The organism is Sporosarcina sp. P37 (assembly GCF_002109365.1).
In the GTDB taxonomy this organism is placed as follows: Bacteria; Bacillota; Bacilli; order Bacillales_A; family Planococcaceae; genus Sporosarcina.
In genome coordinates this window covers 2,525,571-2,552,479 of sequence record NZ_CP015349.1, presented here as the reverse complement: position 1 = coordinate 2,552,479, position 26,909 = coordinate 2,525,571, and the positions used below count along the sequence as shown (strand labels likewise).

Below are 26,909 nucleotides of genomic sequence, written 5' to 3'. Positions count from 1 at the left end.
CACGCAACGGCGATCAACACGTTCCGCTTTCTGAAAAGAAAAAACTGCGGACGGAAGGTTATCCGTTCGCAGTTTTTGAGGAAGGTGGCTGGTGTTTGCCAAGAGCGACAAATGCTCCAAGCAATATAAAGTAAAACAGTGTATACATCTTCAATTCCCAGATGTTGTAGTACATGCCCGAGATACCCGTTGAAAACCAGAGGGCAATCATGAAGACTCCGAAATTCGTATGCCGTGATTTCCAGAATAGCCACAACATGCTGAGCAAGAATACGGCAAAGATCAGTACCCCAACCACGCCGGTTTCAGCAATGACTTGAATATATTGGTTGTCGGAATAGAAATACTTTCCGCCATATATGTCTGAACTGATTCCGTAATGAGCATAGATGGGTGATCCATAGGATAATGTGGCGGATCCGCCAAATGAGCCGAACCCTGTGCCCGTTATAGGGTGATCACCGAAAATTTCAAAACCTTTTCGGATATAATAGAATCGGCCGCTTTCCGTCATTAGGGCTAAGTTCTTTTCATCGAATGTTTCCCCGAAGCGCCCCCCGATACTTCCCGCGCTGTGAGGCTTCTGCTCGATTTCCACGCCAAGTTCCTGTATAAATTGCACAGCAAGGTTAATTGGGTAATAGATCAGGATAATTGACGCGATGCCTGCAACGGCCAGCCGTTTCAATAAATACCATTTTCTCGTCATCAAAATAAATACAGTCCCAAATGTCACTGCTGAAATCCACGTTCCCCTTGAATACGTCAAAATTAAAATGCCGAAGAATAAGACCAGCAATACGCGGAACGTCCATTTGTATTTATTGTGCTGATAGACATGCTGTAAATAAATAATTCCAATAATACCAAAGAACAATGATAAGGCAAGAGAGTTCGGATTGCCCGCCAGCCCATAAATCCGGACAGCATTCGTGGCGGACAGTACTTTATACTTCCACTCTTCCGGCAAAAGCAATTGGCGCAGCGACAGCTTCTCCACTAACCCGTGAAGCGACATGACAATATTGACCCATACCGTTACCCATGCGAGCTGCTGCAGCCACTTGTCTGTCAGCGCCATCCTTGAAATTACATAATAAAGAAGATACATAATTACAAAAGTCCGGATTTGAAAGATGACGGCCGTAATCGTTACATCTTGCATCAATCCTATAACCGACCCGAATAAAATAAAGGCGAAATATGCCCATTCAAACCATTTAAATGTAAATAAAGCATGTATATTATGCCGATAGTGAAACAGCGTCCACGCGAATACGACAAAAGTAATCAAATCTCCTATTAATTTTACTCCGCTGTTTACTTCGAGCAAAAATGGACGGATGTTGATATAGATGACCAAAAACAGAATGCTCTGCTGAGGCTGAAGAATAGAAAAAATAAGGAAGAATAAGGCCGTTCCAAGCAAAGCTATTTTTGAAGGCAGCAGCAATGCGATGAGCATGACAGCTACTGCAACCAGTAAGGTAATTGTAGATTGGCTTTCCAATCGCTGTTTCCAAATATTCATTAGTCTATAAAACCCTTTCTGCGCTTGTCAGTTCCTTGTTGCATTATATCACTATCCATGACGGAATAGGGAGAGCTTTCGTTGCATCTTTTCGAATAATTATAATCTGTCAATTACAGGGAGATATCTTATCGGATTCCCCTTCTGAAAATCCCATACATTTACCCGTTTTAGCATCTTTCCAAACTTTTTTTACAAGAATAGTCTATTAATATACCAAATGTAACTTATCAAAGATAGTACATTCTGCTACAATAGTAGGAGATTACTATAGGAGGTTTTGACTTGAAACGTTTGATTACATTACTGACGCTTTTACTACTGGCCGCTTCCCCTGTCTTCACTCCGACAGCAAACGCCAATGATTTCACGGGGCATCAAATGCAAGAAGAGCTGAAATTTTGGGTGAACAAAGGCGTAATTCAAACTGATGCAAAAGGCAATGTCTACCCGAACCGTGCAGTTACCCGCGGAGAATTCGCTTCGTATTTGGCACGTTCGCTTGATTTGCCCGCTTCGTCACGGTATACCTTTAAGGATTTGAAAGCAAACCATTCCCGCACGATTGAAATTCAAAATGCAGCGGGGGCCGGGATTTTGGCAGGTTACCCTGATGGCACATTTAAAGAGAACCAGCAAATTACCCGTCAGCAGATGGCAGGAATGATCTTTAAAGCATTCCGCTTCTTGGATATCCCGGTCAATACAGCTACTGTACAGTTTAAAGACAGCAAGAAAATTTCGCCGAATTTCGTACCCGCTGTATCGTCTGCTTCCTCGTTACATATCATACGCGGCGACCAAGGGTATTTCAAACCGACAAGTAACGCAACGATTGCACATGCTTCAGCATTTTTATTCAGAATGTTTGCAGTAGCTGACGGAAGAGGCAGTACCCGTCCGCCGGCAAATACAGGCAGTGTCGAAAACCCTAAAGTGCATAAAGTAAGCGCAGTTTCAAACAGTCAGTTGAACGTTACAGATGAAACGTACATGAGTTTTGAAGATGCATTGGCGGCATATAATGCATCTTCTGCAGTACAGGCAATCTCCATTAATAATAACATTATTAAAATGAAGTCCGGTCAGGCGTTTGCAGCAGAAAACCCTAAGCAATATACGTCACTGTACAGCGATCCTGCACTGAAAAATGAAGTGACATATATACAGAAAGGCTATGAACTTGAATATATCGGCAGCAGTCCGGAACGAGTAGTAGTGGAAGTGGGCGGCTATACATATTATGCGAAACATGCAGAAGTCGACCTGATCCCTACACTGCTTTCAACAGGCGCAAGCCGCTATAAAGTTACAAATGACGGAATGCTTGTTCATCAGCCTTATTATCGTACATACGATTCCAAGACGAAACAATACAAAGGCAGTTACGCGGAATACACAGTAGGCCCCGCTTCATCTGAGATGAAAAAAGGACAAACTTATTTAAGTAATGATGGCGTGCATTTCAAGGAACAAAACGGCACAGCATCAGTTACGTATTACCCGTACTTCCAGTTCCAGTCCGTACGTCAGCCTACTTCCTACACAGGCCAAGAACTGAATCGTTTCATTGCCAATGCATTGACAGCTAGAGAAAAAACAGGGATCTCCCGTTACAAAAACGCATCCTCTAAATCAAAATTAATCGGTTTAGGAACATACGTGAAACAAATGGAGAAACAGCATCATGTCAATGCGATGTTTATTTTAGCGACAGCTATACATGAAAGTGACTACGGCATGAGCACGAATGCACAACAGAAAAACAATATCTTCGGAATCCGTGTATTTGATTCCTCTCCGGATAAAGGCGAAGTGTACTTAAATCCGACAAAAAGCGTCGATGCATTCATTACCCGTTACATTAATTTGAACTACGCTAACCCGTTAGGCGCCTATGCAAATGGGGCAGCACCGGGAAATAAAGTAGTCGGCTTCAACATGAAGTATGCATCTGATCCTTTCTGGGGCAGCAAAATTGCCGGTCACATGTGGCGAATCGATCAGTTCCTAGGAAGCAAAGATGCAAATCAGGCGCAATTGGCCGTAATCTCTTACACAGGCAATACAGCAGTCAACATTCGGACAAGCCCGCAAGCATTGAATGCAGGCAATATTTTATTCTCATACAAGCCAAAACATCCGGGTAATCTGGCAGCATTCGGCTATCCGCTTGTCGTCACAGACCGCACCACAAGTGCAGACGGCTTTGTTTGGTATAAAGTGCGCATGGATGCAAACCCGGGCACACAGCAAAACAGCGAACCATACGGCTGGATCCGTTCCGACCTGGTTACACTTATCAATTAATATCCGGCTCCCCCATTTCCCTACACTGGAAATGGGGTATTTTTATGGACCGGTTTCCGGACAAATGCCTATTCTCCTGCTCTGTCCGAATGCAAGCCAGCCCATCCGCTCAATAAACTTAGCAAGCGCTCATACATAACTGTTCACCGATCAGTAAAGCAATCAAGCGATCAATAGCCTCTCCATAACCGATCAGTAAAACCCGCCAAGCGATCATAACCCTTCGTTCACCGCTCATTCACCTGCCAGGCGCCCCATGAAATAAACTCAAAAACCATTGTCTGTCTGCCCTATCTACTGCCGGCTTTATCCATTAAAAAACACCATCTCCAACTTGCGGAGATGGTGTTCTTTCCTTACAATGCATCTGTATATTCGGGACCTGCCGGCAGCAGATTGGACATGTTGATGCGTTCCAGTCCCTTTTTAATTTTTGTCGTATACCCTTTTTTCGTACTGTTTAAATAGCCTGCCTTTGATTTAATCATCCGCTCGAATACTTTCGCTTTCGACTGGTCGACTTGCATCCACATTTCATAGGAATGAATCAAGTCTTCCAATGTCAAATGAACATAGTCCGTTCCTGAGAATTGACCGTTTGGCGCACGCTTATACCAAATATCCCCGTTAGAACGCGTCCACTTTTTCTCTTCAAAGCGAATGGCTTTTTCAATTGCGCTCGCATTTTCCAAGTACACTGGATCTTTGAACTCCTGGAAGGCAAGTAGAAGGATGTTCATGCCGCCAAGCAAGTGGTTCATTGATGTGTGGGTCTTCACCTGCTGTTTAGCCGGGAAGTAATCCGGAATATAATAGGCAGTAGAAGATAACGCATTCACATTGCCTTTTTTATGCTGCTGCACCAGCAGGTTAGCATAGTTGCGCAAACCTTCGTTGTAATCTTTATGGCCAAATGCACTCCCGCCGTTATAAAGGAATAATGCAATTTGTTCATTGAAGCGCGTATCGACGAATGGTGCCGTGAAGTTGTATAAATGCTGCAGATACGTACTCGTTACTTCAGTTTCCCAATACGTTTTATTGCCCCTGAAAATAGACAGGTTCGTAAACGCGTTATGCAGAATATCTTCGTAGTAGCGTTCTTCTGTCTGGTTATAGAGCAGCATGACACGGTCTTCTTTTACAAGAAGTAAATTCCGTCCGTACCCGCGTCCTGAAGCGGGCATCGGTTCGATGGTCGTTGCCATTTTATTATACGGTCCATTGGCTGTATACCATTTATTCCGCTTTTTATAATTCGCGACGGATTCACGCAGCCAGGAATCCAGTCTTTCATTTGTTGAGAACAGCTTCTGATCGGATGCCAGATACCAATGGTCAACGATGTCATATCCTCTTGAATGTAGTTCAAACACGGATACACGGTTATTCCCCATTACGATATTGCTGTACGTTTCTTGTTCGTCATACAGTTCACGCGTACGGCTGATGGCACCATTTCGGTACTTCATCTCCAGATCGCGGGAGCGGTACATTTTTGAAATCATTTGCTGTCCGGTGCCTTGCTGTGAAACAGTTTCCAGTACACCGACAGGGGAAGTTGCAATATCAAATCCGAATGTATCATCAATATCTTTTTTCATCGGGAATTTGTCGAAACGCTCCATCTTGTTCGCTGTAACCCCTTCATCGATTCGTACGAAATCGACACGGAGCGGCAAACGGTCAGGATTGCGCAGCTCTACAAATGTAAAATAATCACCGTTTGGCAATTCACGTTTCGTTACAGTGACTCTTGTGTTCTTTCTGTCACTGACGCCATAGACGTATTCATGGTCCGTAGCATGTCCATGGGGTTTTACACGTTTTGCAGCTAATGACAGGAAGTGGTTGGAGCGCAAGTACGTCTGTCCTTCTTTTGTCAGCGGCACTTCTGTCAAAAATTGATTAAAACGGATGGGCTCGAATTTCCCCATAGTTTGTGTTTTATTGAACGTAATCGGCTGCTTTTTCTCAAGCAATCCTGACTGAATCATTGCTCTATGTAAAAATACGGCGAATGAACCACGGTTAACCGGGAGTTTCGGAGCGAATGATCCATCTTCTTTACCCGTTGTAATGCCATGCTGCATAAGAACTTTTACGCCGTATCTGTGCGATTCACTGATTTTATGTTCATCTGTGAAGTGAACTTCTTCACCTGTATCCTTCAGTTTAAATGCATTCACCAGCACGCTCGCCATTTGCTCACGCGTCAGTTCATCGCTGACTCCGAAATTGCCATCCGGCTTACCTTTAAATATGCCCTCTTGATAAGTAGCCATGGCACCCCGCAAGTGGGAAGATTTCGAACTGACATCTTTAAATATCGGCTGATACGGTGCTTGCGGCAACTTTAGCGCGGCGGTCAGTAAGTTTGCTGCCTGTCCCCGTTTGATACTGATCCCCGGACGGTACTGCAAATCTTGATAACCATTAATAATTCCCTCTTCCACAAGTTGAGTTACTTCATCTTTAGCCCAGTACGCATTGCTGATGTCAGAAAAGCGCTGGTCCACTGTTTCCGCCTTCGCATCATACGGAAGAAAAGTGAATAAGACGAACAGTGCAATAAGAAGAGAACCCGCAACCGCGAATATTCTCTTTTTCGATCCGGTCAACATGTTTTTAAATCAACTCCAATTTTTGTTTTTCTCCATTTTAGTATGCGGTTTACTTCGACAATTATAGCATAACCGCCATTTTATTTGGCTGTCCGCTGTAAAATGAATGATTTCCTAATTTATCCTCGCCCGCCGTACAGACGCATAAATTCGAATAAAGTTTCAAAGTTTCTGTAATTCCTTCATTACACATCGTTTTTATACTGCGAATTTTACAAACATGCAAAAAAACGGTTCACGCTCAGAAAGCGATGAACCGTTTTACATTATGCGTGTTTTTGTTCGTACTCTGAAATTTTATCCTCGTATTGGAACGTCAGAGATATCTCATCCCAGCCATTCAGCAACATTTTTTTGTAGTACGGGTCAATATCAAAACTATATTCAGAACCGTCCTCGCCCGCTACCGTTTGATCTTCCAGGCTGACCGTCAATTTATAAGGTGCTTCTTTGCCTTTTTGTAAAAACTCATCAATTTCTGCTACGGAGAGCTTAATAGGCAGAATCCCATTCTTAAAGCAGTTGCTATAGAAGATATCAGCAAAACTCGGTGCGATAACTACACGGAAACCATAATCCAAAATTGCCCACGGCGCGTGTTCACGGGATGAACCGCAGCCAAAGTTTTCATGTGCCACCAAAATAGTTGAGCCGTCATATCGCGGATCATTCAGCACGAAATCTTCGTTTTTTGTGCCATCTGGATTAAAGCGCCAGTGATAAAATAAATATTTTCCGAATCCCGTGCGCTCAATACGCTTCAGGAATTCTTTTGAGATAATCTGGTCTGTATCTACGTTATTTTTATCTAATGGAGTGAGAACACTCTCTATTTTATTAATTGGTTCCATCTGAATATCCCTCCTTAATTATGCACAGCGGTCTGGATTTTACGGACGTCTACGAAATGTCCGGCAATTGCTGCCGCTGCGGCCATGGATGGGCTGACTAGATGTGTACGTGAACCCGCACCTTGGCGTCCTTCAAAGTTTCGGTTGGATGTGGATGCACAGCGTTCACCCGCAGGCACCACGTCGTCGTTCATTGCTAAACACATACTGCATCCTGATTCTCTCCACTCAAAGCCTGCATCAATGAAGATTTTATCAAGACCGATATCTTCTGCCTGTTTTTTTACAGTACGTGAACCAGGAACGACAATTGCCGTCACGGAAGGATGTACATGTTTGCCTTTTACGACACTTGCTGCCGCTTCCAAATCGCTCAGACGTGCGTTTGTACATGAACCAATGAATGCATGCTGAATTTCTATATCTGTCAGCGGCATTCCTTCTTTAAGACCCATGTATTCCAGCGCCGCGCGAAGTGCTGATTTATCTGTTTCGGAAGTATAATCCGCAGACGTAGGGATACTTGCCGATATACCGGATCCCATGGATGGGTTCGTTCCCCATGTAACGAAAGGCTCGATTTCCTCTGCATCGATTTCAAGCACCTGATCAAACTTTGCGCCTTCGTCCGTGTTTAGCGCAAGCCAGCGTTCAGCCGCAGCTTCAAATTCTTCACCCTGAGGAGCATAACGGCGTCCGCGCAAGTAGTTAATTGTTGTTTCATCAGGACCGATCAAACCAGCTTTCGCTCCTGCTTCGATGGACATATTACAAATCGTCATTCGTTCTTCCATTGACAGTGCACGAATTGCTTCGCCTGTATATTCGACGATATGACCTGTTCCGACACCGATTCCAAACTTTGAAATAATCGCAAGAATTATGTCTTTAGCTGTCACTCCAAAGCCAATCTTTCCCGTTACACGGATTTCCATTGTTTTTGGTTTGCTTTGCCAAAGTGTTTGTGTGGACAATACGTGTTCTACTTCACTTGTTCCGATACCAAACGCAATAGCACCGAATGCTCCGTGTGTAGAAGTATGACTGTCACCGCAAACAATCGTTTTTCCCGGCTGTGTTAATCCAAGTTCAGGACCGATAATATGCACAATTCCCTGATCGGGGTGCTCCATGTCAGCCAATTGTACCCCAAACTCTTCACAGTTTTTTTCAAGAGTCGTAATTTGTTTTTTGGCGATCGGATCATTAATGACCGGCAAATTTTTTGTCGGAACGTTATGATCCATTGTCGCAAAGCACAGATCCGGTCTTCGCACTTTGCGGTTTGCCAGACGCAGGCCTTCAAATGCCTGCGGTGATGTCACTTCATGAATCAGATGAAGATCGATGTATAATAGATCCGGCTTTCCCTCTTCTTCATGTACTATATGCTGATCCCAAATTTTTTCTATAATTGTTTTTGCCATAATTGTTTCTCCTTCCAAGCCGTTTCCAGAATATCTGTTCAGCCCTTAATCCATTACCCTGTCTGCCCTGTGCACAAAGGGCTCACCAAGTTCGGTATGCCCTATGATGCCAGTCAGGCCGGGATTATATTGTCAAAATTTTTAGATATATGAATACATAATGCTGTTGGAAACGAACTGAAGATCCAGTTCATCCACAATTTTATCTGTCCATTCTTTTGTCGTCAGCGCACGCTGGTCTTTACCAGCCAAATCTGCCGTGAAGTGACCTTCTTCAAATACAGTGTTAACCGCTTTTTCAACAGCTGCTGCTTCTGTTTCCAATCCAAATGAATACTTCAGCATCATAGCAACTGAAAGAATTGTGGCCGCCGGATTGGCGATTCCCTGTCCTGCCACATCCGGAGCTGAACCGTGCACTGGCTCATATAATCCTAATCCGTCTGCGCGGACACTTGCTGAAGGCAATAATCCAAGTGATCCTGTAATGACGGATGCTTCATCACTCAAAATATCTCCAAACATATTCTCTGTAATGATTACATCGAAATATGCAGGGTTCGTAATTAATTTCATCGCTGCAGAGTCCACCAGCTGGTGTTCCACTTCCACATCAGGGTATTCTGCTTTCTTCTCTTCAACGATTTTTCTCCAAAGCTTACTGGATTCGAGCACATTCGCTTTGTCCACAGAAGTTACTTTGCCTTTACGAAGGCGGGCCAGTTCAAAACCTTTGTCGACAATACGTTCGATTTCTTCACGCGTATACACAAGTGTGTCAACAGCTGATTGATCTGTGTGGCGGCTCGGTTTACCAAAGTATAATCCGCCGGTTAATTCCCGAACAATCATCATGTCCACGTCTTTGACGATTTCTTCTTTTAAAGGAGAAGCCTGGATCAAAGAAGGCACAGCTGCAACAGGACGAAGGTTCGCAAATAGATCAAAATGTTTACGTATTGCAAGCAACCCTTTTTCCGGACGCAGTTCAGACGGGTTTTGATCCCATTTCGGTCCGCCCACTGCCCCCAGGAGAATAGCGTCACTTGATTCACATAACTCAATTGTCTCTTTAGGAAGCGGATCATTTTTCTCATCAATTGCTGCTCCGCCAATCAATCCATATTCTGTATGGAATGTATGATTAAAGCGTCTGCCGATCACTTCCAAAACTCTGACTGCCTCTGCCACTACCTCGGGTCCTATGCCGTCACCGGGTAACACTGCTACTTTCTTTTCCATAGAACTTCTCCTCCTTGATCAATCTCGTATCACTCGATCGAATACTCTATCCCTTTGGTTTTTGATGCTTAGTTTAATAATTCTTGCTTCCGCAGTTGTTCGCGAACCAGCTGGCGGTTGATAGCATTCAAATAAGCTTTTGCTGACGCTTCTAATACGTCCTGCGCTACGTCACGGCCTTTCAGCTCGAGTCCGTTATAGCTTAAGTTGACGACTGCCTCTCCCAGTGCATCGCGGCCCTTGCCGATCGACGTTACACGATAATCGAGAATGAGTACTTCACCTTTAATCGCCAGTTCCAGCGCGTTGAAAATTGATTCAACAGAACCTGCACCGGTCGTTGCCACGGTAACTGTTTCTCCGCTTGGTACGGTTGCCGTAACGGTAGCTGTCGGAATATTATTCGTTCCGTATTGTACCTGCACGTTATGCAATTCGTAAATCGGTGTATCCGTGTCGGACAATTGCTGGCCTGTGAACAGAACAAACAAATCGTCTTCTGTGATTTCCTTTTTACGGTCCGCTAATTTTTTGAAATCGTCAAATGCTTCCTTCAATTGGTTATCAGTCAGGTCAAACCCCATAGTGACTGCCCGATCTTTAAATGCTGCGCGTCCTGAATGTTTGCCAAGCGCTAACGGAATATCAGTTTCCCCAATTAATTCAGGGGTGATAATTTCGTATGTCTGACGGTTCTTCAGCATGCCATCCTGATGTATACCGGATTCATGGGCAAATGCATTCTTTCCGACGACTGCTTTGTTTGGCTGGATGACTACTCCTGTCAAGCGGCTGACAAGCTGGCTGGAACGTTTGATCTCCTGCAAGTTGATGCCAGTTTCCATGTTGTAAAAGTCTTTCCGGATATGCAAAGCAACAGCAATCTCTTCTAATGAAGCATTACCCGCACGCTCTCCGATACCGTTAATTGTACATTCCACTTGATCTGCACCGTTTTCAACTGCCGCAATGGAGTTGGCTACCGCCATTCCAAGGTCATCGTGACAATGAGCTGAAAGCTTCACTTTCTCTACTCCGGTTACATTCTCTTTCAAATACTTGAACAGAGCACCGTATTCAGCAGGTGTTGCATAGCCGACAGTGTCCGGAATATTGATCGTTGTAGCTCCTGCTTCAATCACTTTATTGATAATACGCACAAGATATTCAGGTTCTGAACGGAAAGCATCTTCTGCTGACCATTGAACGAGCGGGAAATACTTTTTGGCATATTTGACTGAATCTACTGCAATGTCCACTACTTCATCTGGCGTCTTTTTCAGTTTGTATTCCATATGAATTGGTGAAGTTGCCAAGAATACGTGGATGTGCGGCTGTTCGCCGCCGCGTAAAGCTTCCCAGCATATGTCAATCTCACTCTTCATCGCTCTCGACAGGCCGGTAACAGTGGAATTTTTCACTGTATTGGCAATGCGTTGAACGGCTTCAAAATCACCCGGGGATGAAGCAGGAAATCCTGCTTCAATGACTGCCACCCCAAGTTTTTCAAGCTGACGAGCGATCTCTAACTTTTCTACTGTATTTAGATTAATACCTGCAGATTGCTCACCGTCGCGAAGTGTTGTATCGAAAATATCAATTTTTCTCACTCGCTACCACTTCCTCCTCTTTTGATTTAGCTCCTTCGTTAATGAAAGGCATCATAGAGCGAAGTTTTTGTCCAACTTCTTCAATTTGGTGCTTAGCTTCCGCTTCTTCGATCGCATTGAATTTAGGACGGCCGTTTTCGTTCTCTGCAATCCATTCTTTAGCGAACTTGCCTGATTGGATATCTGTAAGAACGTCTTTCATACGAGCTTTTGTATCTGCGTCGATAATGCGCGGGCCTGTTACGAAGTCGCCCCACTCTGCAGTGTCAGAGATAGAATAGCGCATTCCAGCTAATCCGCCTTCATACATTAAGTCAACGATTAGTTTAACTTCGTGCAATGTTTCGAAGTATGCAAGTTCAGGCTGATATCCTGCTTCTACAAGTGTTTCGAATCCGCCTTTTACAAGTGCAGTTAACCCGCCGCATAAAACTACTTGCTCTCCGAAAAGATCTGTAACTGTCTCTTCTTCGAATGTTGTCTCCAAAACTCCGCCGCGAGCAGATCCGATACCTTTTGCATATGCAAGAGCTACGTCTTTAGCCTGGCCTGAAACGTCCTGGTATACTGCGAACAATGCTGGAACACCGCCGCCTGCTTCAAACGTTCTGCGAACCAGGTGTCCTGGTCCTTTTGGAGCTACAAGGAATACATCTACATCAGCCGGCGGTTTGATTTCACCGAAGTGTACGTTGAATCCGTGAGCGAAAATCAAAGACTTGCCTTTAGCAAGAGCAGGCTCGATTTCTGCTTCGTAAACTGCTTTTTGTCTTTCGTCAGGAAGCAAGATCATGATCAAGTCTGCTTTTTCAGACGCTTCTTTAACAGGCAGTGCTTCAAGTCCGTCTGCTTTTGCCTGGTCGAATGATTTACCTGGACGAACACCTACTACTACATTAAATCCTGAATCTTTCAAGTTACGCGCATGTGCGTGACCTTGTGAACCGTACCCGATAATTGCGATTGTTTTACCTTCTAATAGTCCTTCATTGATATCCTGGTTGTAATACATTTTTGTCATTTTAATTTCCTCCTAGTGTGTGTGAATTACTGTTTTAAAATAGATAACTGTGGTGCTTGAACTTTTTGCATATCACGCGCAAAGGCGGTTGCGCCAGTTCGTGTTAGTTCTTTGATGCCATATGGTTTCAGCAAATCGATAAATGCTTCGATTTTATCTGGGTCACCCGTTACTTGGTACGTTACAACATTCTTTCCTGAGTCGACTATAGTCGGACGGAAAGGTTCTACAATACTGTTCATTTCAGAGCGAATCTGTGGAGGTGAGATCACCTTTACAAGCGCCAGCTCACGCAAAACGATTGCTTTGTCAGTTATATCTTTCACTGTAATAACATCAATCTGCTTCTGCAGCTGTTTTACAAGTTGTTCGATTTTATTTTCATCTTCTACATGAACTTGGAAAGTCATCTTTGATCTATTCGGCTGTTCTGTAGCTCCTACAGTAATACTCTCAATATTGAATTGGCGCTTCATAAGAAGTCCCGTTACACGATTTAAGACACCGCTCTGATTAATTACTGTTACTGTAATGATTCGTTTCACTGAGGACTCACTCCAATCATATCTTGTAATCCTTTCCCTGGCGCCACCATTGGATAGACGTTTTCACGCTGTTTCACACGGCAGTCGATCAGGGCCGGTTCGTCAGACAGCAGCGCCTCTGCAAATACTTTTTCCGCTTCTTCTAAATTGTTGATGCGGTACCCTTTCAGATCATAAGCTTCCGCAAGTTTGATGAAGTCCGGCTGCACTGGGACAAGTGACTGAGAGTAACGTTCTTCATAGAATGTTTCTTGCCACTGGCGCACCATGCCAAGTGCACCGTTATTCAAGATGATGACCTTGACCGGAAGACGCATTTCTTGAAGAAGTGAAAGTTCCTGTGCTGTCATTTGGAAACCGGCATCTCCAACAACTGCAATGACACGATCTTTCGGTCTTGCAAGCTGCGCACCGATTGCAGCCGGGAAACCAAAGCCCATTGTTCCAAGTCCGCCGGATGTTACCCAGTTATCCGGATTATTGAAACGATAGTACTGTGCTGTCCACATCTGGTGCTGCCCGACATCTGTAGTGACGATAGCATCCCCTTCTGTCAGGCGATGGACGATTTCAAGCGCCTGCTGCGGCAGCAGCGCATCTTCATCTGTTTCATACCAAAGCGGATATTGTGCATCCAATCCCTTTAAGTATTCTACCCACTCTGCTGTATCAGGTGATTTAAAATCTGCTTTCAGCAAGGCAGCAAGTGCTTCTTTTGCATCGGATACAAGAGGGATTTCAGTTGGGACGTTCTTTCCAATTTCAGCTGGATCTATATCCACATGGATCACGCGTGCATTAGGAAGGAATGATTCCAGATTGCCTGTCAGACGGTCGTCAAAACGAGCGCCGACGTTCAACAGGACATCACATTCACTCAATCCATAGTTTGCAGTAGCTGTTCCGTGCATTCCTGCCATTCCGAAGAATAATTCATGATCGCCATGGATTGTGCCTAAGCCAAGCAGCGTATTAACAACCGGAATACGATGTGTTTCGACAAGTTCTTTCAGCTCCGCTGTACCGCCTGCATGCAGTACACCTGCTCCCGCAAGGATCATTGGTTTTTTTGCACTTGACAGAGCTTTTGCAGCTTTTTGAATTTGCAGATAATTAGGTGTAGTCGTTGGCTGATATCCAGGCAAATTCACTTCTTTGTCTTCTTTTTCGACAGGAACAAAGATATCTGTTGCGACGTTTTTCGGAATATCGACAACAACCGGCCCCGGTCTTCCAGTGGAAGCAATATGGAATGCTTCACGCATGATGCGCGGGATGTCCGACACGCTTTGCACTTGATAGTTATGTTTGGTAATAGGCTGTGTAATACCGATAATATCCGCTTCCTGGAACGCATCCGATCCAATGACTGTGCTTGCCACTTGGCCGGTTATAACAACTAATGGCAGAGAGTCCATCATGGCATCAGTGATTCCCGTCACTAAGTTCGTTGCACCCGGTCCGGATGTGGCAATAACAACGCCAGTTTTTCTGGATACCCGTGCATATCCTTCCGCCGCATGGATAGCGCCTTGTTCATGACGTGCTAATACGTGCGGAATCGGATCGTTATATAGCGCATCATAAATTGGAAGAACGGCACCTCCAGGATATCCAAAGATTATTTCAACATTTTGTTCTTTAAGCGATTGAATTAAAATTGCAGAACCATCTGCGGGTTTGGTCTTGGATTGTTCCTTCGGCATAGCTGCAGTCTGCATTTCTTGTACTTCAGCACTCATACTGAACTCCTCCTTACAATTTTCATCTATATAATGGCCATTGACATTTTCTCCTAAAAAAAAGCCCTCTCATCCCACGCAAAGAATTCTAGTTTCTTTACATAGGGATGAAAAAGCTTTCATGGTACCACCCTAGTTCGTGACGTCTGTCACCTTATGAAAGAACGGGCCGAGACCTGTTCTCTCATTGCTAACGAGCCCTAATTTCAAGCCCGGGACTGCCTAATCGGTATACCTTTTAGCAGTCCACTCCGAGGGGATGTCGCAAACAGTTGTACTGCCGGCTTCCAGCGCTACCGGCTCTCTGTGAATACAAGTTTCTGTCTGCTTTAACCTCATCAACGTTTTGTATATTAAATTTTCATGACTCCGCCTGTACTGGCTGAAGTAACTAATTTTGAATATCTGCCAAGATACCCTTTTTTAATTTTCGGTTCAAATGGTTTCAGCGCATGGCGTCTTTCTGCAAGTACTTCATCTGAAACTAATAATTCAATCGTCCGGTTCGTCAGGTCGATTTCGATAATATCTCCATTCTCAACCAGTGCAATCGGTCCGCCGTCTGCAGCTTCAGGTGAGATGTGCCCGATCGAGATGCCCCGTGAAGCACCAGAGAAGCGTCCGTCGGTAATTAACGCAACTTCTTTACCTAGCCCTCTGCCCATAATAGCAGATGTTGGTGCAAGCATTTCCGGCATACCAGGTCCGCCTTTAGGTCCTTCATATCGGATTACGACTACATGACCTGCCTGGACGGTTCCATTATCAATGTTTTCCTGTGCTTCTTCCTGTGATTCAAAAACAATTGCTTCGCCTCTAAAGTCTTTGATTGACGGATCAACCGCTCCAACTTTAATGACGGAACCATCAGGTGCAATATTTCCAAATAGAATAGACAAGCCGCCTACCGGACTGTATGGATCATCTTTTGTGCGAATCACGTCGGTATTTGTAATTTCATGTCCTGCTACATCTTCTGCTATCGTCTTGCCTGTGATCGTCATTCGATCTTTATGGATGGCACCGTCAATTTTACACAATTCATTGACAATTGCGCTTACACCGCCGGCTAAATGTACATCATGCATAGAATAATCGGAAGCCGGCATGATCTTGGACAGATAAGGCACACGTTTTGCCACTTCGTTGACATCTTCAATATTGTAATCAATTTCTGCTTCGTGTGCGATGGCCAGCGTATGAAGGACTGTGTTAGTCGAACCGCCCATAGCCATATCAAGTGCGAATGCATCATCGATTGTTTCTTTTGTAATGATATCCCGCGGCTTAATATCTTTTTCGATGCAGTTCATCAAGTGCTTTACTGCATCTTTGATCAGCTTGTGACGCTCATCGGATGTTGCGAGAATTGTCGCATTTCCCGGAAGTGCCATGCCGAGCATTTCCATCAGAGAGTTCATGGAGTTCGCAGTGAACATTCCTGAACACGATCCGCATGATGGGCAGGCATTCTGTTCAATGTCCAGCAATGCCTCCGCTGTCATGTTCCCGCTCTTATACGCTCCGACACCTTCAAAGACAGATGTTAATGAGAGTACTTCTCCCGTTTCGGAAACCCCTGCTTCCATCGGTCCGCCTGATACAAAGACTGAAGGTACGTTTGTACGAACTGCCGCCATCAGCATACCCGGTGTGATTTTGTCACAGTTCGGTATATAGAAGACTCCGTCAAACCAGTGTGCGTTAATAACGGTTTCTGCCGAGTCAGCAATCAGTTCCCGGCTTGGCAGTGAATAACGCATGCCGATGTGGCCCATTGCAATTCCGTCATCGACACCAATCGTGTTGAACTCGAAAGGTACGCCGCCTGCTTCCCAAATCGCTTCCTTGACCACTTCCGCGAACTTATTCAGGTGCATATGTCCCGGAATAATATCTATATAGGAGTTACACACTCCAATAAATGGTTTGTTCATATCTTTCGTTTTAACACCAGCTGCATATAGTAAACTACGGTGCGGTGCACGATCGATTCCTTTTTTAATCATGTCACTTCTCATTTGCAATCTCTCCTAAACTAATTGAACGAATCAATTGCTAATTAAATCAATTGCATTCAGTTGAATATTCTGAACAGCCAGTGAAAAGTTTCACAGCTATGAACTAGATTGTTGTTATCATATCTCGTATACGAATAAAGGTCAACTGTATTTTAAAAGTTTTTCGTCAATTGTGACTAATTTAAAACCACTGAATACGCTTACAAATGCAGTATAGCGCGATATATTGCATATCGAAATCTAACATATTTTTTTGGATTTTATTTGTCTTCTTCATTATATAACTCGTCCAAGCCAAAGTTCTTTCCCGTTTTGCTGCCTGAAATCAGAACGTCTTCTTTTGGATTGCCCCATAGAGAATTTCCGCCAGCTCTTTCCTGTCGCCAGCCCCTCCCGCCTATTCATTCATTTTTCGTCGCTTAATCTTTACTGCTTACGGGCAAATTATGTAACAGCAACATTCAAATATATGTTGCCGAACTGCCTTTATGATAAGAATCTTTCGACAACTTTCGACATTTTCATTTCTGTTTATAACTCTGTACACATTATACACCGCGTATTGTATCGCTTTTTGTAAACAATTCACAAATTGCCCACAGCTTACCCACTGGCATTGTGGATATCTCGAACGCTTGTTCTTTTTGCGTTCTCCTGGTATTGTATTAGATAACAGCTAGAGAGAGGTCGCAGACTGATTACATTATTCATCCAAAAGGAGGCTGTCCTACTGTGTTGCATTTATCGGATCAATTGTTGCTCTATTCATACCAGCAAGCTCAAAAGCTCCGTTTAAGCCATGAGTTTATCCAAATGCTAGAACGTGAGATACAGAAACGTGCCTTGGAATCGATAAAACTCAGTAGCTGATCTTTCGGATACAATAAAATGGACATGCCTTCAGTCAGAGGGCATGTCCATTTTTTATTTTGTAATCTGTTTTCCTTCTATATATAGAAGGATTAGTTATTATGATAACGCTTTGAGTCCTACCACGCCGATGACGATCAAAGCCAGGCTGAATATTCTGCCGACGCTTTTTGATTCACCAAAGAACAGCATATTGATGATAACCGCGCCTGCTGTACCTACACCGATCCAGACTGCATAAGCGGTACTCACTTGCAAGAACTTGAAGGAATTGTAGAGGAAGCAGAAAGCGGCAGCAAATCCTCCGTAATACAATACACCGCTTGTCAATGTTTTGTTGTCACTGAACTTCTTTAATCCAATGACTCCGATAAACTCACTTAGTGCTGCCAAGAAGACCAGTATCCACCCCATTATCCTTCACTCCTTTCAGCGCTTTCTTTTCATCTATTCCATCTGCGGCTTTTAATCCTGCAACCCCTAAAACGAGGACGATGATGAAAAAGACTTTTCCTAAACTGATATGTTCCCCGAAGAACATGACATCCATTAAGGAAGTGCCGATTGTTCCGATACCTGCAAATATTGCGTAGACAGTGCCCGTCGGAAGACTTTCACAGGCTTTTGTCAGGTAATGAAAATCTACTAGTATAAAACCAACGATGAACACCCAATGCCACCATTGACTCGCTGTATTGAAACCAAAAATCCAAACTAACTCGAAAAAGCTGGTTAATGCAACATATAGCCACGCTTTATTCATACTATCCGCTCCTAATTCATTTCTATAGCCATAACTTTGACTGACTGTCATTCATTTTATCATAAAAGCTAACATTTAGCTATGTTAGCTTACTGGATCTGTAAATTGCAGCGCATAGGATAAAAATTCAAGCACTTCTTCTTTCTGCCGATCCGCTTCACTTTCATCATGCTGGGCGTAAAGAAATACTTGCTCCGCTGTTGATTCAATCAGACCGATAAGAAGTTTTGCTGTGCGGTCAGGTTTGACGGACTGACGAATGGCTCCTTCTTCTTTTGCTGCTTCCAGCTTTTCACTGACCCATTCGTAAAAAGGCGCATAGACGGATTCCCACTCCCGAATATGTTCAGTAGAAGCAAGGCCAGAATAAATAACCGCCAATATTTCGTAATATTCTTTATTTACTTCGTATATTGCGTCCACCATCTGTTCGAACTGCTTCGGATATGGTGCGTGATCATCTACGGTACGCTTGACTATTTCCATCGTTTTCGCCACCATCACTTCCGCAATGGCCGGCATGAGCGACAGCTTCGATGGAAAGTATAAATAAAATGTCCCCTGTGCTATCCCTGCTCGCTTAACGATGTCCGAGATTTTTGTTTTTTCAATTCCCTGCTCTTTAAACACTTCTATCGCTGAGTGTATAATCGCTGTTTTTTTTCCCAATAAAGTTCCCACTCTCTATTTATAGGTCATTAATAGTATATCGTATTCATTCTTCTCCGACAAATTGCCGTATGGGTTTATGAATGAAAAATGCTGCCCTCTGAAAGGACAGCATGCACTAATATAATTACTTCGCTTCTTTTGTTTCCTGTACGAATGTTTCTCCACTTTTACGGGCTTGAATATCAATACTATGCTCAGGATACTCTTTTTCAAGTCGCTCGCTGAAACGCTTAACGATTTTTTCAGCTTCTTCTTTTTCCATGTCCGCCGATACTTCAAAGTCCAGCAAGACGAAGCCCCCCGCATCCTCTGTAATGATCAGACTCGCTTCAGATACGCCTTCCTCTTTATCGAACTCTTCCTTCAGCTCATCATTATTAGTCGTTGTGTCAGATTTATCTACAGGTTCTCTGACTTCATTTTCAGCTGGTTCGGTTTGTTCTTTATCTGCTTCTTTTTCAGTATCCGCGTTACATGCTCCCAATAATAGAAGTGATAAACTCAGCGGTGCCAATATGTGTCTTTTTTTCATGATAAACCGGCCCTTTCTGTTGTTAACTATATTGCGTATCCTATCATATATGTAAAACGCTGACAAAGATTTCGATAACAGACTATGCATCTTAGTTAATTATATAGCTAAAGGAATTATTACAGGAGTGACTCCTGATTGATTTAAACCGGATAATCCGGGTACACGTGCACAGGCAGTCGCAATACTCGTTCGCGCCCTTGTCATGGAAGGCTGCGCGGCAACGCTGTTTTCATAGCGTATGACAAAGCGGGAAACAAAGTCGGGGAACAAATGGTGCCGATACGAAACTGATTCAGCTGACGATTGCCGAACCGTTGACCTATTCTGAAATTGGATGGGTCGACGGTTTTTTATTATCTAAGTTTCCCATGCGTGAAAAGCAAGTGCCCCTGCTGAAACTTCTTTCCTTTTCTCTGGCGGCTGCAGGTTTTTGCATCCTAGTAAATGGGTATGGTAAGTATACCAACTGCATAGAAGGAGGCTAAACAAATGGACGAAATCAACAACAAGACATTTATTGGCGTATATTATAATGATGCTGACCTTCTGGACAAGATAGAAGAACTGAAAGAAACCGGCTATCTTGATGATAATATTTATGTAATTGCTAAAAACGAAACGGATGTAGCCATGCTGCGCAGCCGTACCGCTGCAGATGTGCATTCTGCTTACGACACATGGACGGACCGGTTCATTGGATTTCTCACCGGAGAAAATCACGTCAAGCAAATGATGTACGGCGTAGGGATGGATACGATACAGGTGGACCGTTATTACGAGGAAGTTCAGCATGGCGGTATGCTGCTGTACGTAGATGAAGGCTGGGCATTCAGTGTGTACTCAAAAGATGAACCTTTTTATACAGACGGCCTGTCTCCAAGCGCATCTAAACCTGTTTCTGATCCCAGACGGACGGCTGATCCCTTGATCGACGATACCGTTTCAAAAGCAAAGAACGCAGAAGACATGGAACCTTCTTATGGAGGATATGAACCATTGCAAAATTCTGCACATCCAGAAATGCGGACTTCAGCCAATCAGGCGGAGACTGTTGCATCGGACGACATTACGTCCGCAACAGAAGATCCGGTACTATCCGATTCCATAACTGATGATGAACCCCCTTCTTCTGCGAGGCATTAATCAGCGACTATACCAGCTCCCCCTTTACTTATTGGGAGCTGGTTTTACATTGTTACAATCTCTTTACAAACAGCGCTTCCTGTAACCCCTTCTTAATATGAACGTAATGTTTGGCCCTCTGTTTGTCGTGTAGTATGTATCTTGCAGCTAGAGAGAGATACAATATTTTGGAGGAGAGTCATACATGAAGAAGTTTTTGTGTTCAATTTTGATGGCATCAGCCATGTTTATGGGCTTCACCGGAGGCACTGCTGATGCTGCAAGTAAAGCTACAGCGAAAAGCGGCACATACATAACAGTTTACAATACAAATGTTCGTGCAGATGCGGGAACAAAACATAGAAAAGTTTTCACGCTGAAAAAAGGGACTCGTGTTCAACTTACACATCAAAAGCGCGCGGGCAAACAGTTGTGGTATAAAGTAAAGATTAACGGCAAAAAAGGATATGTACTGAGCACACTGCTAAAAAGATCTACAGGTAAAGCCGTAGCAGCCGCAGCACCAGTAAAAGGCGGAGGATCTGGTGTGGTAAAAACTGCAATGAAGCTGCGCGGAATTCCTTACCGCTTTGGCGGCACAACGACAAGAGGCTTTGACTGCAGCGGATTTATCCAGTATTCATTTAAGAAAAATGGGAAATCTGTTGCAAGAACGACGACCGGCCAATTTAAACAATCATCTAAAGTTAAATCCCCTCGGCCTGGTGATCTGGTGTTCTTCCACAACACATACCGCAAAGGCATTTCTCACGTAGGAATCTATGTGGGCAATAATAAATTCGTACATGCCGGCGGTAAAAAAGCGGAAGTTGTCAGCCTGAACAACCCTTATTGGAAATCTAAATTTAACAGCTACAGAAGATTATAAGCATGAAAAGAACCCGATGAAATGTGATCGGGTTCTTTTTTTATTCGACTGAATGTATTCGGCCTTGCTCGTCTTTATAGATGACATGATGCCTCTCAAATTTCGTCGGTGAGTCAAGTCCCGCTGCAGCGGCCACACGGAACAGGCCTTCACGCATTGTCAGAATATAGTTAGTGACACGGAATTTTTTCTCCTCTACGACAAGCGCCCGCTGTAAATTCTTGTCCGTCGTTGCCACACCGGCCGGGCATGTATTCGTATGACAGCGCTCCGCCATGATACAGCCGACGGAAATCATGAAGCCGCGGGCAATTTGAATCAAATCCGCACCTAAAGCAAGTGCGATGGCCGCTTTATCTGGTGTGATAATTTTTCCGGACGCAATAATTTTCACATTGTCTCGCACTTCATACTTCCGCAGTGCATCATCCAACAGAATAAGCGCTGAGCGAAGCGGTAATCCTACACTGTCCGCCAAGTCCTGGTAGGTCGCACCTGATCCGCCTTCTGCACCGTCCAGTGAGATGAAGTCTGGCCCCATCCCCGATTCCGCCATATACGAAGCCAGTTCTTCTGCATCCTGCTTTCCGCCGATGACAATTTTGATGCCGACTGGCTTGCCTCCTGCATGCCGAATATCTTCAATGAATGAAAATAATGACGGATAATCATCAAATTGATTGAAACGGTTCGGACTGTTAATGGACGTATACGGCGTCACATTACGGATTGCTGCGATCTCTTCCGTTACCTTTTCACCTTCCACATGTCCGCCGCGCATTTTTGCCCCTTGCGCCAACTTAATTTCAAATGCTTTAATTTGTGCTATTTTCGATTTCTCTTTCACTTTTTCAATATCAAACTGCCCGTCTTCTGTCCGAAATCCAAATAACCCTGAACCGATTTGCGCAATAATATCTGCTCCTCCAGCCAAATGATGATCAGACACGCCGCCCTCTCCCGTATTCATCCAGGCTCCCTGCGCCATCCCGATGCCTTTTGACAGTGCAGTAATCGCATGATCACCCAGTGCGCCATAACTCATTCCGGACTGCCCGACTAAACTGCGCACTACAAACGGCTGTTCACAATGCGGCCCCAATACAATCGCGTCCTCTTCTGGCAGAAGCCACGGCAGCGTCGTCACTTCCTCGCGATGTTCTTTTCGGGAAAATAGGTTATCCGCGTCTACTTCATAGCGCATCGTTTGTAACAAATTATCGTTGTCCACGCGCATTTCATCATTTTGTTTCGTGAACATGGCATTGCGGATATAATGCCCCGGTTCCTGAAAATCCCGCTTGGAGCCAAAACCGATGACGCTGTTCAAATACTTCCCCGGCATAACCATATGTAAATACTCTTCCCTGCTGAACGGTTTGCCGCTGTTATCATCGTTATATAAGTACTGTCTAACTTCGGGACCCGCCTTCTCGAACATATAGCGCACACGTCCCAATATAGGATAATTGCGCAATATCGAATGCTGTTTCTGACCGCGGTCGAAAAAGTATAAAAAGATTCCAATACTGATCGGGATAATCAATATAATAAGCACAACTAATGATGTTGTAAAATTAATCCCGTCAAACCAACTCATAAACACCCGCTCCTTCCAAATTGTCTGTACTCTACCTGTACCCCCGATAACTGACCGACTAAACGTAAAAAGCCCCATTCCTTGAAGACGTTCAAGGAATGAGGCTTGGATAGTGCTGGTTTTATTGTGATTCTGGGTGAATGATTAGTTTGACGGTACGTTTACTTCAATTGATTTAGTGCCAACCGGAGTAGATTGACCTTCTTTTTTCACGCTCACTACGATTGTGCCTTGAGCACCCGGCTTGGCAGTACCCGTAATTTTACCACCCTCTAATTTAAGGCCAGTAATATCAGTTGCATTGCCTGAGTAACTCTTAGCAACTGTTCCCAAGTTAATTGTTTTGTTATTGTTAGTGATAAAGATATTTCCTTCTTCATCAATGCCTGGTACGAATTCAGTTGATGTTAACTTAATACCTTCCGATTTCAGTACTTGCTGATCAATTGTAGGAGAAGTGACAACTTTAGTGTCTTCAAAATCTACAGATGAGATCGTTGGAGTCGAATTTACTACTGTAATCGTAGCAGTAGCTCTTACAATATTTCCTTCTTTAATTTGAACATCCGCAGTTCCTGCTTTTACTGCTTTAACAGTGACAATACCGTTACCATCCTTTGCCACTGTTGCAACATTTTCATTAGAAGAAATTACATTGTATTGAGCCTGTAGGATTTTGTCATTTTCAATGAAATATCCTTGACTATTAAATTGTTTCCATGCCAGTTGAACTGTCGCATCTTTAGAACCCGCGATTGAATCAATCGTTAAATCATCAGCAGCTGATACAGTTTCAAATTTTCTGGCAGCCACTTCCTTGTCATCTGACACAGATACTGCGATGTTCCCTAGAACAGTATCACCCGACTTCACTGCGATAGTTGTTGTTCCAGCTTTAACTGCTTCTACATTCACTGTTGCAACACCTTCTTCAGACGCTGATACAGCTGCAGTTGCAATTTCAGTATCTGCCGAAGTTACAGTTAATTCTCCATTAAATAGATCATTGTATTGATCTTTCACTGTTACAGTTACATCCTGTTTTGCACCTACAATTAATTTAGAATCTGTAGCTGAAAGTGTCGCGCTAGTTGCTACACGCTTGCCAACACCAACTGTAAGCTTAACATTTTTCGTTACATCGCCTACTTTGGCTACGATATTTACATCACCCGTACTGATTGGCGTCACTTTACCATCAGAAGTAACTGTTGCTACACTTGGGTTGGAAGATGTGTATGTTGCAGCTGGATTTGACTTTGTTACACCGTTTAATGTAACAGCTTTCGTAACTTTTACTACCGCTTCTCCATCTTCAAGTGAAATCTTTCCACTTTCGACCTTTGTCCCGGCTTGGGTTACTTCTACTTCACTGATTTCAGCAAATGTATTGCCGAAATCTACTACATTCACATCTACCAGATCCGATTCAACAGCTTTCCCGTCTTTATTCGTTACTACCACTTTGTATGAGAACTTTGTATTCGGAGCAAGAGCTTTCAACGTGCCTGTCGCTTGTTCCGAAAATACAGCCGTATTAGTAGACTGGAATTCTACCGTATAGCCAGCATCTTTCAGCTTCTTCATATCTGCCGGTTTACCGTCTACGTCAAATGCTAATTTCTGATCAGCAGTATTAGCATTCACTTGCGTAGTAGTCGCAGTAACTTTTTCGACTTTCAGCTCATACGTGAATTTGTAAGGAGTAACTGTATCTTCTTCTCCTTCATTTTCTGCTTTTGTCGTCACGGTAAGTGTTACTTCTTTACCCGACGTCAGTTCGTTTTTTAGTTCAAGCGTCGCTTTCGTTCCATCTTCGTTGGCTTTGAAAGACGCCAGTTCGTTGTCTTCGATGCTCAGCTGATCAGCTTTTAGCACCTGTAAGTTTTTGCCCGTCAGCTCCACCTGTTTGTCACTGATTGCCTGAACTGATGTAATTTCAGCTACTTCCGGTGCTTCCGGAGTTTCTGTCAATTCCACTTTAGACGTTTTGTAAAGGAATGAAGCAAACTGTGCACGCGTTGTTGTTTCTTTCGGTCTGAAGTTTGGTGCAGCAGGGTTTGTGATATCGAAGAAGTCGAGTACATCAATAGATGGACGTGCTTCTGCTTTTGCTTTCGTCAGATCTACTACATCTCTGTCAAACTCTTGTTCTTTCACATATGAAAGAAGATCTGTTTTATTCACAGCGTCATATGCACGCACTAGCACAATCGCCATGTTTTCACGTGTGATTGAGCCGGCAGCTTTCAATGATCCGTCTTCATATCCTCTGAATACGTTATTATCTTTAACAATTGCAGCAGACTGCAAGAGTTCGTCATTAGATTTTTCTGTCAGGTCTGTAAAACGGGGGTTCGTTTTATAATCTGTTGGAATTGTGTATCCCATTGACACAAGCCATTTCCCCATCAATTTTACCACGTCGGAACGTGTTAACGTTTTATTCGGTTTGAAAGAACCGTCAGGATAACCTGAAATAACTCCCGCTGCTGAAAGTGCATCAATTGCTTCCTTGTGCGAGTTGTTTTCTAATACGTCAGTAAAGTCAGCCGCACTGACAACTGGTGCCACCGCTGATGCTACTAATGCAGCAGATGCTACACCTGTCAGATACTTCTTGTAGTTCTTCGTTGTTGATTTCATAAAAATAGTTCCTCCTTTGAATTCTTGTACTGGCATTACCGCTGGTTGAATGCGTGAGCAACGGGTTGAATCGCTCTCCTTTTCTAATACCCTATTTCCGCTATGCTAATCATGAAGATTATCAATAGATGACAAGGATCTTAAAAAGAGTGATTACTAGTTGCCCGATTAAATACTAGCATACCTTTCCACTTTTGGTAATGGAAATAACAGGAGAGAATCCACAAAATGTGGCACTCACTCCCATTGAATAGTATATAACCCGGACATTACACAGCAGTTACAACTATGTGACCGGATGATGTCAAAATGAAATTCAAATATGCTGCGTCTAATTAAGCGTGGCGAAAGTATTTTCATGATACAATCCCCATATGAAAAAATTATTTGGGTTTCTTTTACTTATAGTACTTGTAGTCGGACTGGCGGTATCATCCAGCCAAACCTATGAACAGCAATCCCTCATTTCAACTCTGCAGGAACTTCTCCCGGGTGAGCCGGGCAAAACCGTTCTTTCAGGACTAGAATTCACCTATTGGAACCGAAACATTTCCATTGAAGAAAGGGGCTATTATCATTTTGTAGAATTCCTCATACGAAAGGCTGCTCACTTTTTCACTTTCGGCTTTTTAGCACTCGTTATTTACTGGCTGCTGCCGAAAAGAAACGGCCGTTTACTATTCGCTGCGGGTTTGACATTCCTGCTGGCATGCACTGATGAACTTCATCAATACTTCACGGGCGGAAGAACAGCTACTATGCAGGATGTTTATTTGGATACGGCAGGAGCGGTGACGTTTTTGCTGATTTTTTCAGCATTCCGTTTGATCCGTCGTATGCGGAAGCATTAGTTCAATAGAATCATTCAGGGTTATAGTAATCCTAATC

The 26,909-nt window shown here is 43.7% G+C and carries 21 protein-coding genes; 5 read left to right on the top strand and 16 right to left on the bottom strand.

Going from position 1 to position 26,909, the window contains the following annotated elements:
- Positions 1-58: 58 nt before the first annotated feature.
- On the bottom strand, positions 59-1,531 hold the full coding sequence (locus tag SporoP37_RS12840) for an O-antigen ligase family protein (protein ID WP_085431152.1): 1,473 nt from the start codon (positions 1,529-1,531) through the stop codon (positions 59-61).
- Between the two features lie 285 nt (positions 1,532-1,816).
- Here SporoP37_RS12840 and SporoP37_RS12835 point away from each other — a divergent pair, with 285 nt between their 5' ends.
- Positions 1,817-3,841: an S-layer homology domain-containing protein gene (locus tag SporoP37_RS12835; protein WP_085431151.1), complete on the top strand. Its 2,025-nt coding sequence runs from the start codon at positions 1,817-1,819 to the stop codon at positions 3,839-3,841.
- Positions 3,842-4,197: 356 nt separating this feature from the next.
- Here the strand turns inward: SporoP37_RS12835 and SporoP37_RS12830 are convergent, their stop codons facing one another.
- From SporoP37_RS12830 to ilvD, 9 genes are all read right to left on the bottom strand, one after another.
- Positions 4,198-6,465, bottom strand: coding sequence for an S-layer homology domain-containing protein (locus tag SporoP37_RS12830; RefSeq protein ID WP_085431150.1), 2,268 nt, complete (start codon positions 6,463-6,465; stop codon positions 4,198-4,200).
- Between the two features lie 266 nt (positions 6,466-6,731).
- Positions 6,732-7,316: a 3-isopropylmalate dehydratase small subunit gene (gene leuD, locus SporoP37_RS12825; RefSeq protein ID WP_081244040.1), complete on the bottom strand. Its 585-nt coding sequence runs from the start codon at positions 7,314-7,316 to the stop codon at positions 6,732-6,734.
- A gap of 14 nt (positions 7,317-7,330) precedes the next feature.
- A complete protein-coding gene (gene leuC, locus SporoP37_RS12820) occupies positions 7,331-8,743 on the bottom strand; it encodes a 3-isopropylmalate dehydratase large subunit (protein WP_085431149.1) in 1,413 nt (470 codons plus the stop codon).
- Positions 8,744-8,884: 141 nt separating this feature from the next.
- Entirely contained in the window at positions 8,885-9,985 is a 1,101-nt protein-coding gene (gene leuB / locus SporoP37_RS12815) for a 3-isopropylmalate dehydrogenase (protein WP_081244038.1), read from the bottom strand.
- Positions 9,986-10,053: 68 nt separating this feature from the next.
- The gene (locus SporoP37_RS12810; RefSeq protein ID WP_085431148.1) at positions 10,054-11,595 is read right to left on the bottom strand and encodes a 2-isopropylmalate synthase; all 1,542 of its coding nucleotides are present in this window, start codon (positions 11,593-11,595) and stop codon (positions 10,054-10,056) included.
- Entirely contained in the window at positions 11,582-12,616 is a 1,035-nt protein-coding gene (gene ilvC / locus SporoP37_RS12805; RefSeq protein ID WP_081244036.1) for a ketol-acid reductoisomerase, read from the bottom strand. Before ilvC ends, SporoP37_RS12810 begins: the two co-directional genes overlap by 14 nt.
- Positions 12,617-12,642: 26 nt before the next feature.
- Positions 12,643-13,161: an acetolactate synthase small subunit gene (gene ilvN, locus SporoP37_RS12800; RefSeq protein WP_081244035.1), complete on the bottom strand. Its 519-nt coding sequence runs from the start codon at positions 13,159-13,161 to the stop codon at positions 12,643-12,645.
- Positions 13,158-14,903 (bottom strand): biosynthetic-type acetolactate synthase large subunit, encoded by a 1,746-nt coding sequence (gene ilvB / locus SporoP37_RS12795; protein ID WP_081244034.1) that lies wholly within the window; start codon positions 14,901-14,903, stop codon positions 13,158-13,160. Before ilvB ends, ilvN begins: the two co-directional genes overlap by 4 nt.
- Before the next feature lie 353 nt (positions 14,904-15,256).
- Complete coding sequence (gene ilvD / locus SporoP37_RS12790) at positions 15,257-16,924, bottom strand: dihydroxy-acid dehydratase (RefSeq protein WP_081244033.1); 1,668 nt, start codon at positions 16,922-16,924, stop codon at positions 15,257-15,259.
- A gap of 732 nt (positions 16,925-17,656) precedes the next feature.
- Between ilvD and sda the strand changes: the two genes are divergently transcribed.
- The gene (gene sda, locus SporoP37_RS12785; protein ID WP_081244032.1) at positions 17,657-17,794 is read left to right on the top strand and encodes a sporulation histidine kinase inhibitor Sda; all 138 of its coding nucleotides are present in this window, start codon (positions 17,657-17,659) and stop codon (positions 17,792-17,794) included.
- 99 nt (positions 17,795-17,893) lie between these two features.
- On the opposite strand, the gene SporoP37_RS12780 is transcribed toward sda, so the two are convergent.
- The 4 genes from SporoP37_RS12780 to SporoP37_RS12765 form a co-directional block, all read right to left on the bottom strand.
- On the bottom strand, positions 17,894-18,208 hold the full coding sequence (locus tag SporoP37_RS12780; protein ID WP_085431147.1) for a DMT family transporter: 315 nt from the start codon (positions 18,206-18,208) through the stop codon (positions 17,894-17,896).
- Positions 18,171-18,557 carry a DMT family transporter gene (locus SporoP37_RS12775; protein ID WP_085431146.1) on the bottom strand — a complete coding sequence of 129 codons (387 nt, stop codon included), beginning with the start codon at positions 18,555-18,557 and terminating at the stop codon, positions 18,171-18,173. Before SporoP37_RS12775 ends, SporoP37_RS12780 begins: the two co-directional genes overlap by 38 nt.
- Before the next feature lie 84 nt (positions 18,558-18,641).
- Complete coding sequence (locus tag SporoP37_RS12770) at positions 18,642-19,226, bottom strand: TetR/AcrR family transcriptional regulator (RefSeq protein ID WP_081244029.1); 585 nt, start codon at positions 19,224-19,226, stop codon at positions 18,642-18,644.
- A gap of 127 nt (positions 19,227-19,353) precedes the next feature.
- A complete protein-coding gene (locus tag SporoP37_RS12765; protein WP_081244028.1) occupies positions 19,354-19,761 on the bottom strand; it encodes a cation transporter dimerization domain-containing protein in 408 nt (135 codons plus the stop codon).
- 492 nt (positions 19,762-20,253) lie between these two features.
- Between SporoP37_RS12765 and SporoP37_RS12760 the strand changes: the two genes are divergently transcribed.
- Positions 20,254-20,907 carry a YflT domain-containing protein gene (locus SporoP37_RS12760; protein WP_081244024.1) on the top strand — a complete coding sequence of 218 codons (654 nt, stop codon included), beginning with the start codon at positions 20,254-20,256 and terminating at the stop codon, positions 20,905-20,907.
- A 184-nt stretch (positions 20,908-21,091) separates the two neighbouring features.
- Positions 21,092-21,775 (top strand): C40 family peptidase, encoded by a 684-nt coding sequence (locus SporoP37_RS12755; RefSeq protein ID WP_081244023.1) that lies wholly within the window; start codon positions 21,092-21,094, stop codon positions 21,773-21,775.
- A gap of 40 nt (positions 21,776-21,815) precedes the next feature.
- On the opposite strand, the gene SporoP37_RS12750 is transcribed toward SporoP37_RS12755, so the two are convergent.
- Complete coding sequence (locus SporoP37_RS12750) at positions 21,816-23,375, bottom strand: FMN-binding glutamate synthase family protein (protein WP_081244022.1); 1,560 nt, start codon at positions 23,373-23,375, stop codon at positions 21,816-21,818.
- Positions 23,376-23,519: 144 nt separating this feature from the next.
- Positions 23,520-26,021 carry an S-layer homology domain-containing protein gene (locus SporoP37_RS12745; protein WP_158233590.1) on the bottom strand — a complete coding sequence of 834 codons (2,502 nt, stop codon included), beginning with the start codon at positions 26,019-26,021 and terminating at the stop codon, positions 23,520-23,522.
- A gap of 374 nt (positions 26,022-26,395) precedes the next feature.
- Here SporoP37_RS12745 and SporoP37_RS12740 point away from each other — a divergent pair, with 374 nt between their 5' ends.
- Positions 26,396-26,872 carry a VanZ family protein gene (locus SporoP37_RS12740; RefSeq protein ID WP_081244020.1) on the top strand — a complete coding sequence of 159 codons (477 nt, stop codon included), beginning with the start codon at positions 26,396-26,398 and terminating at the stop codon, positions 26,870-26,872.
- Positions 26,873-26,909: the final 37 nt, after the last annotated feature.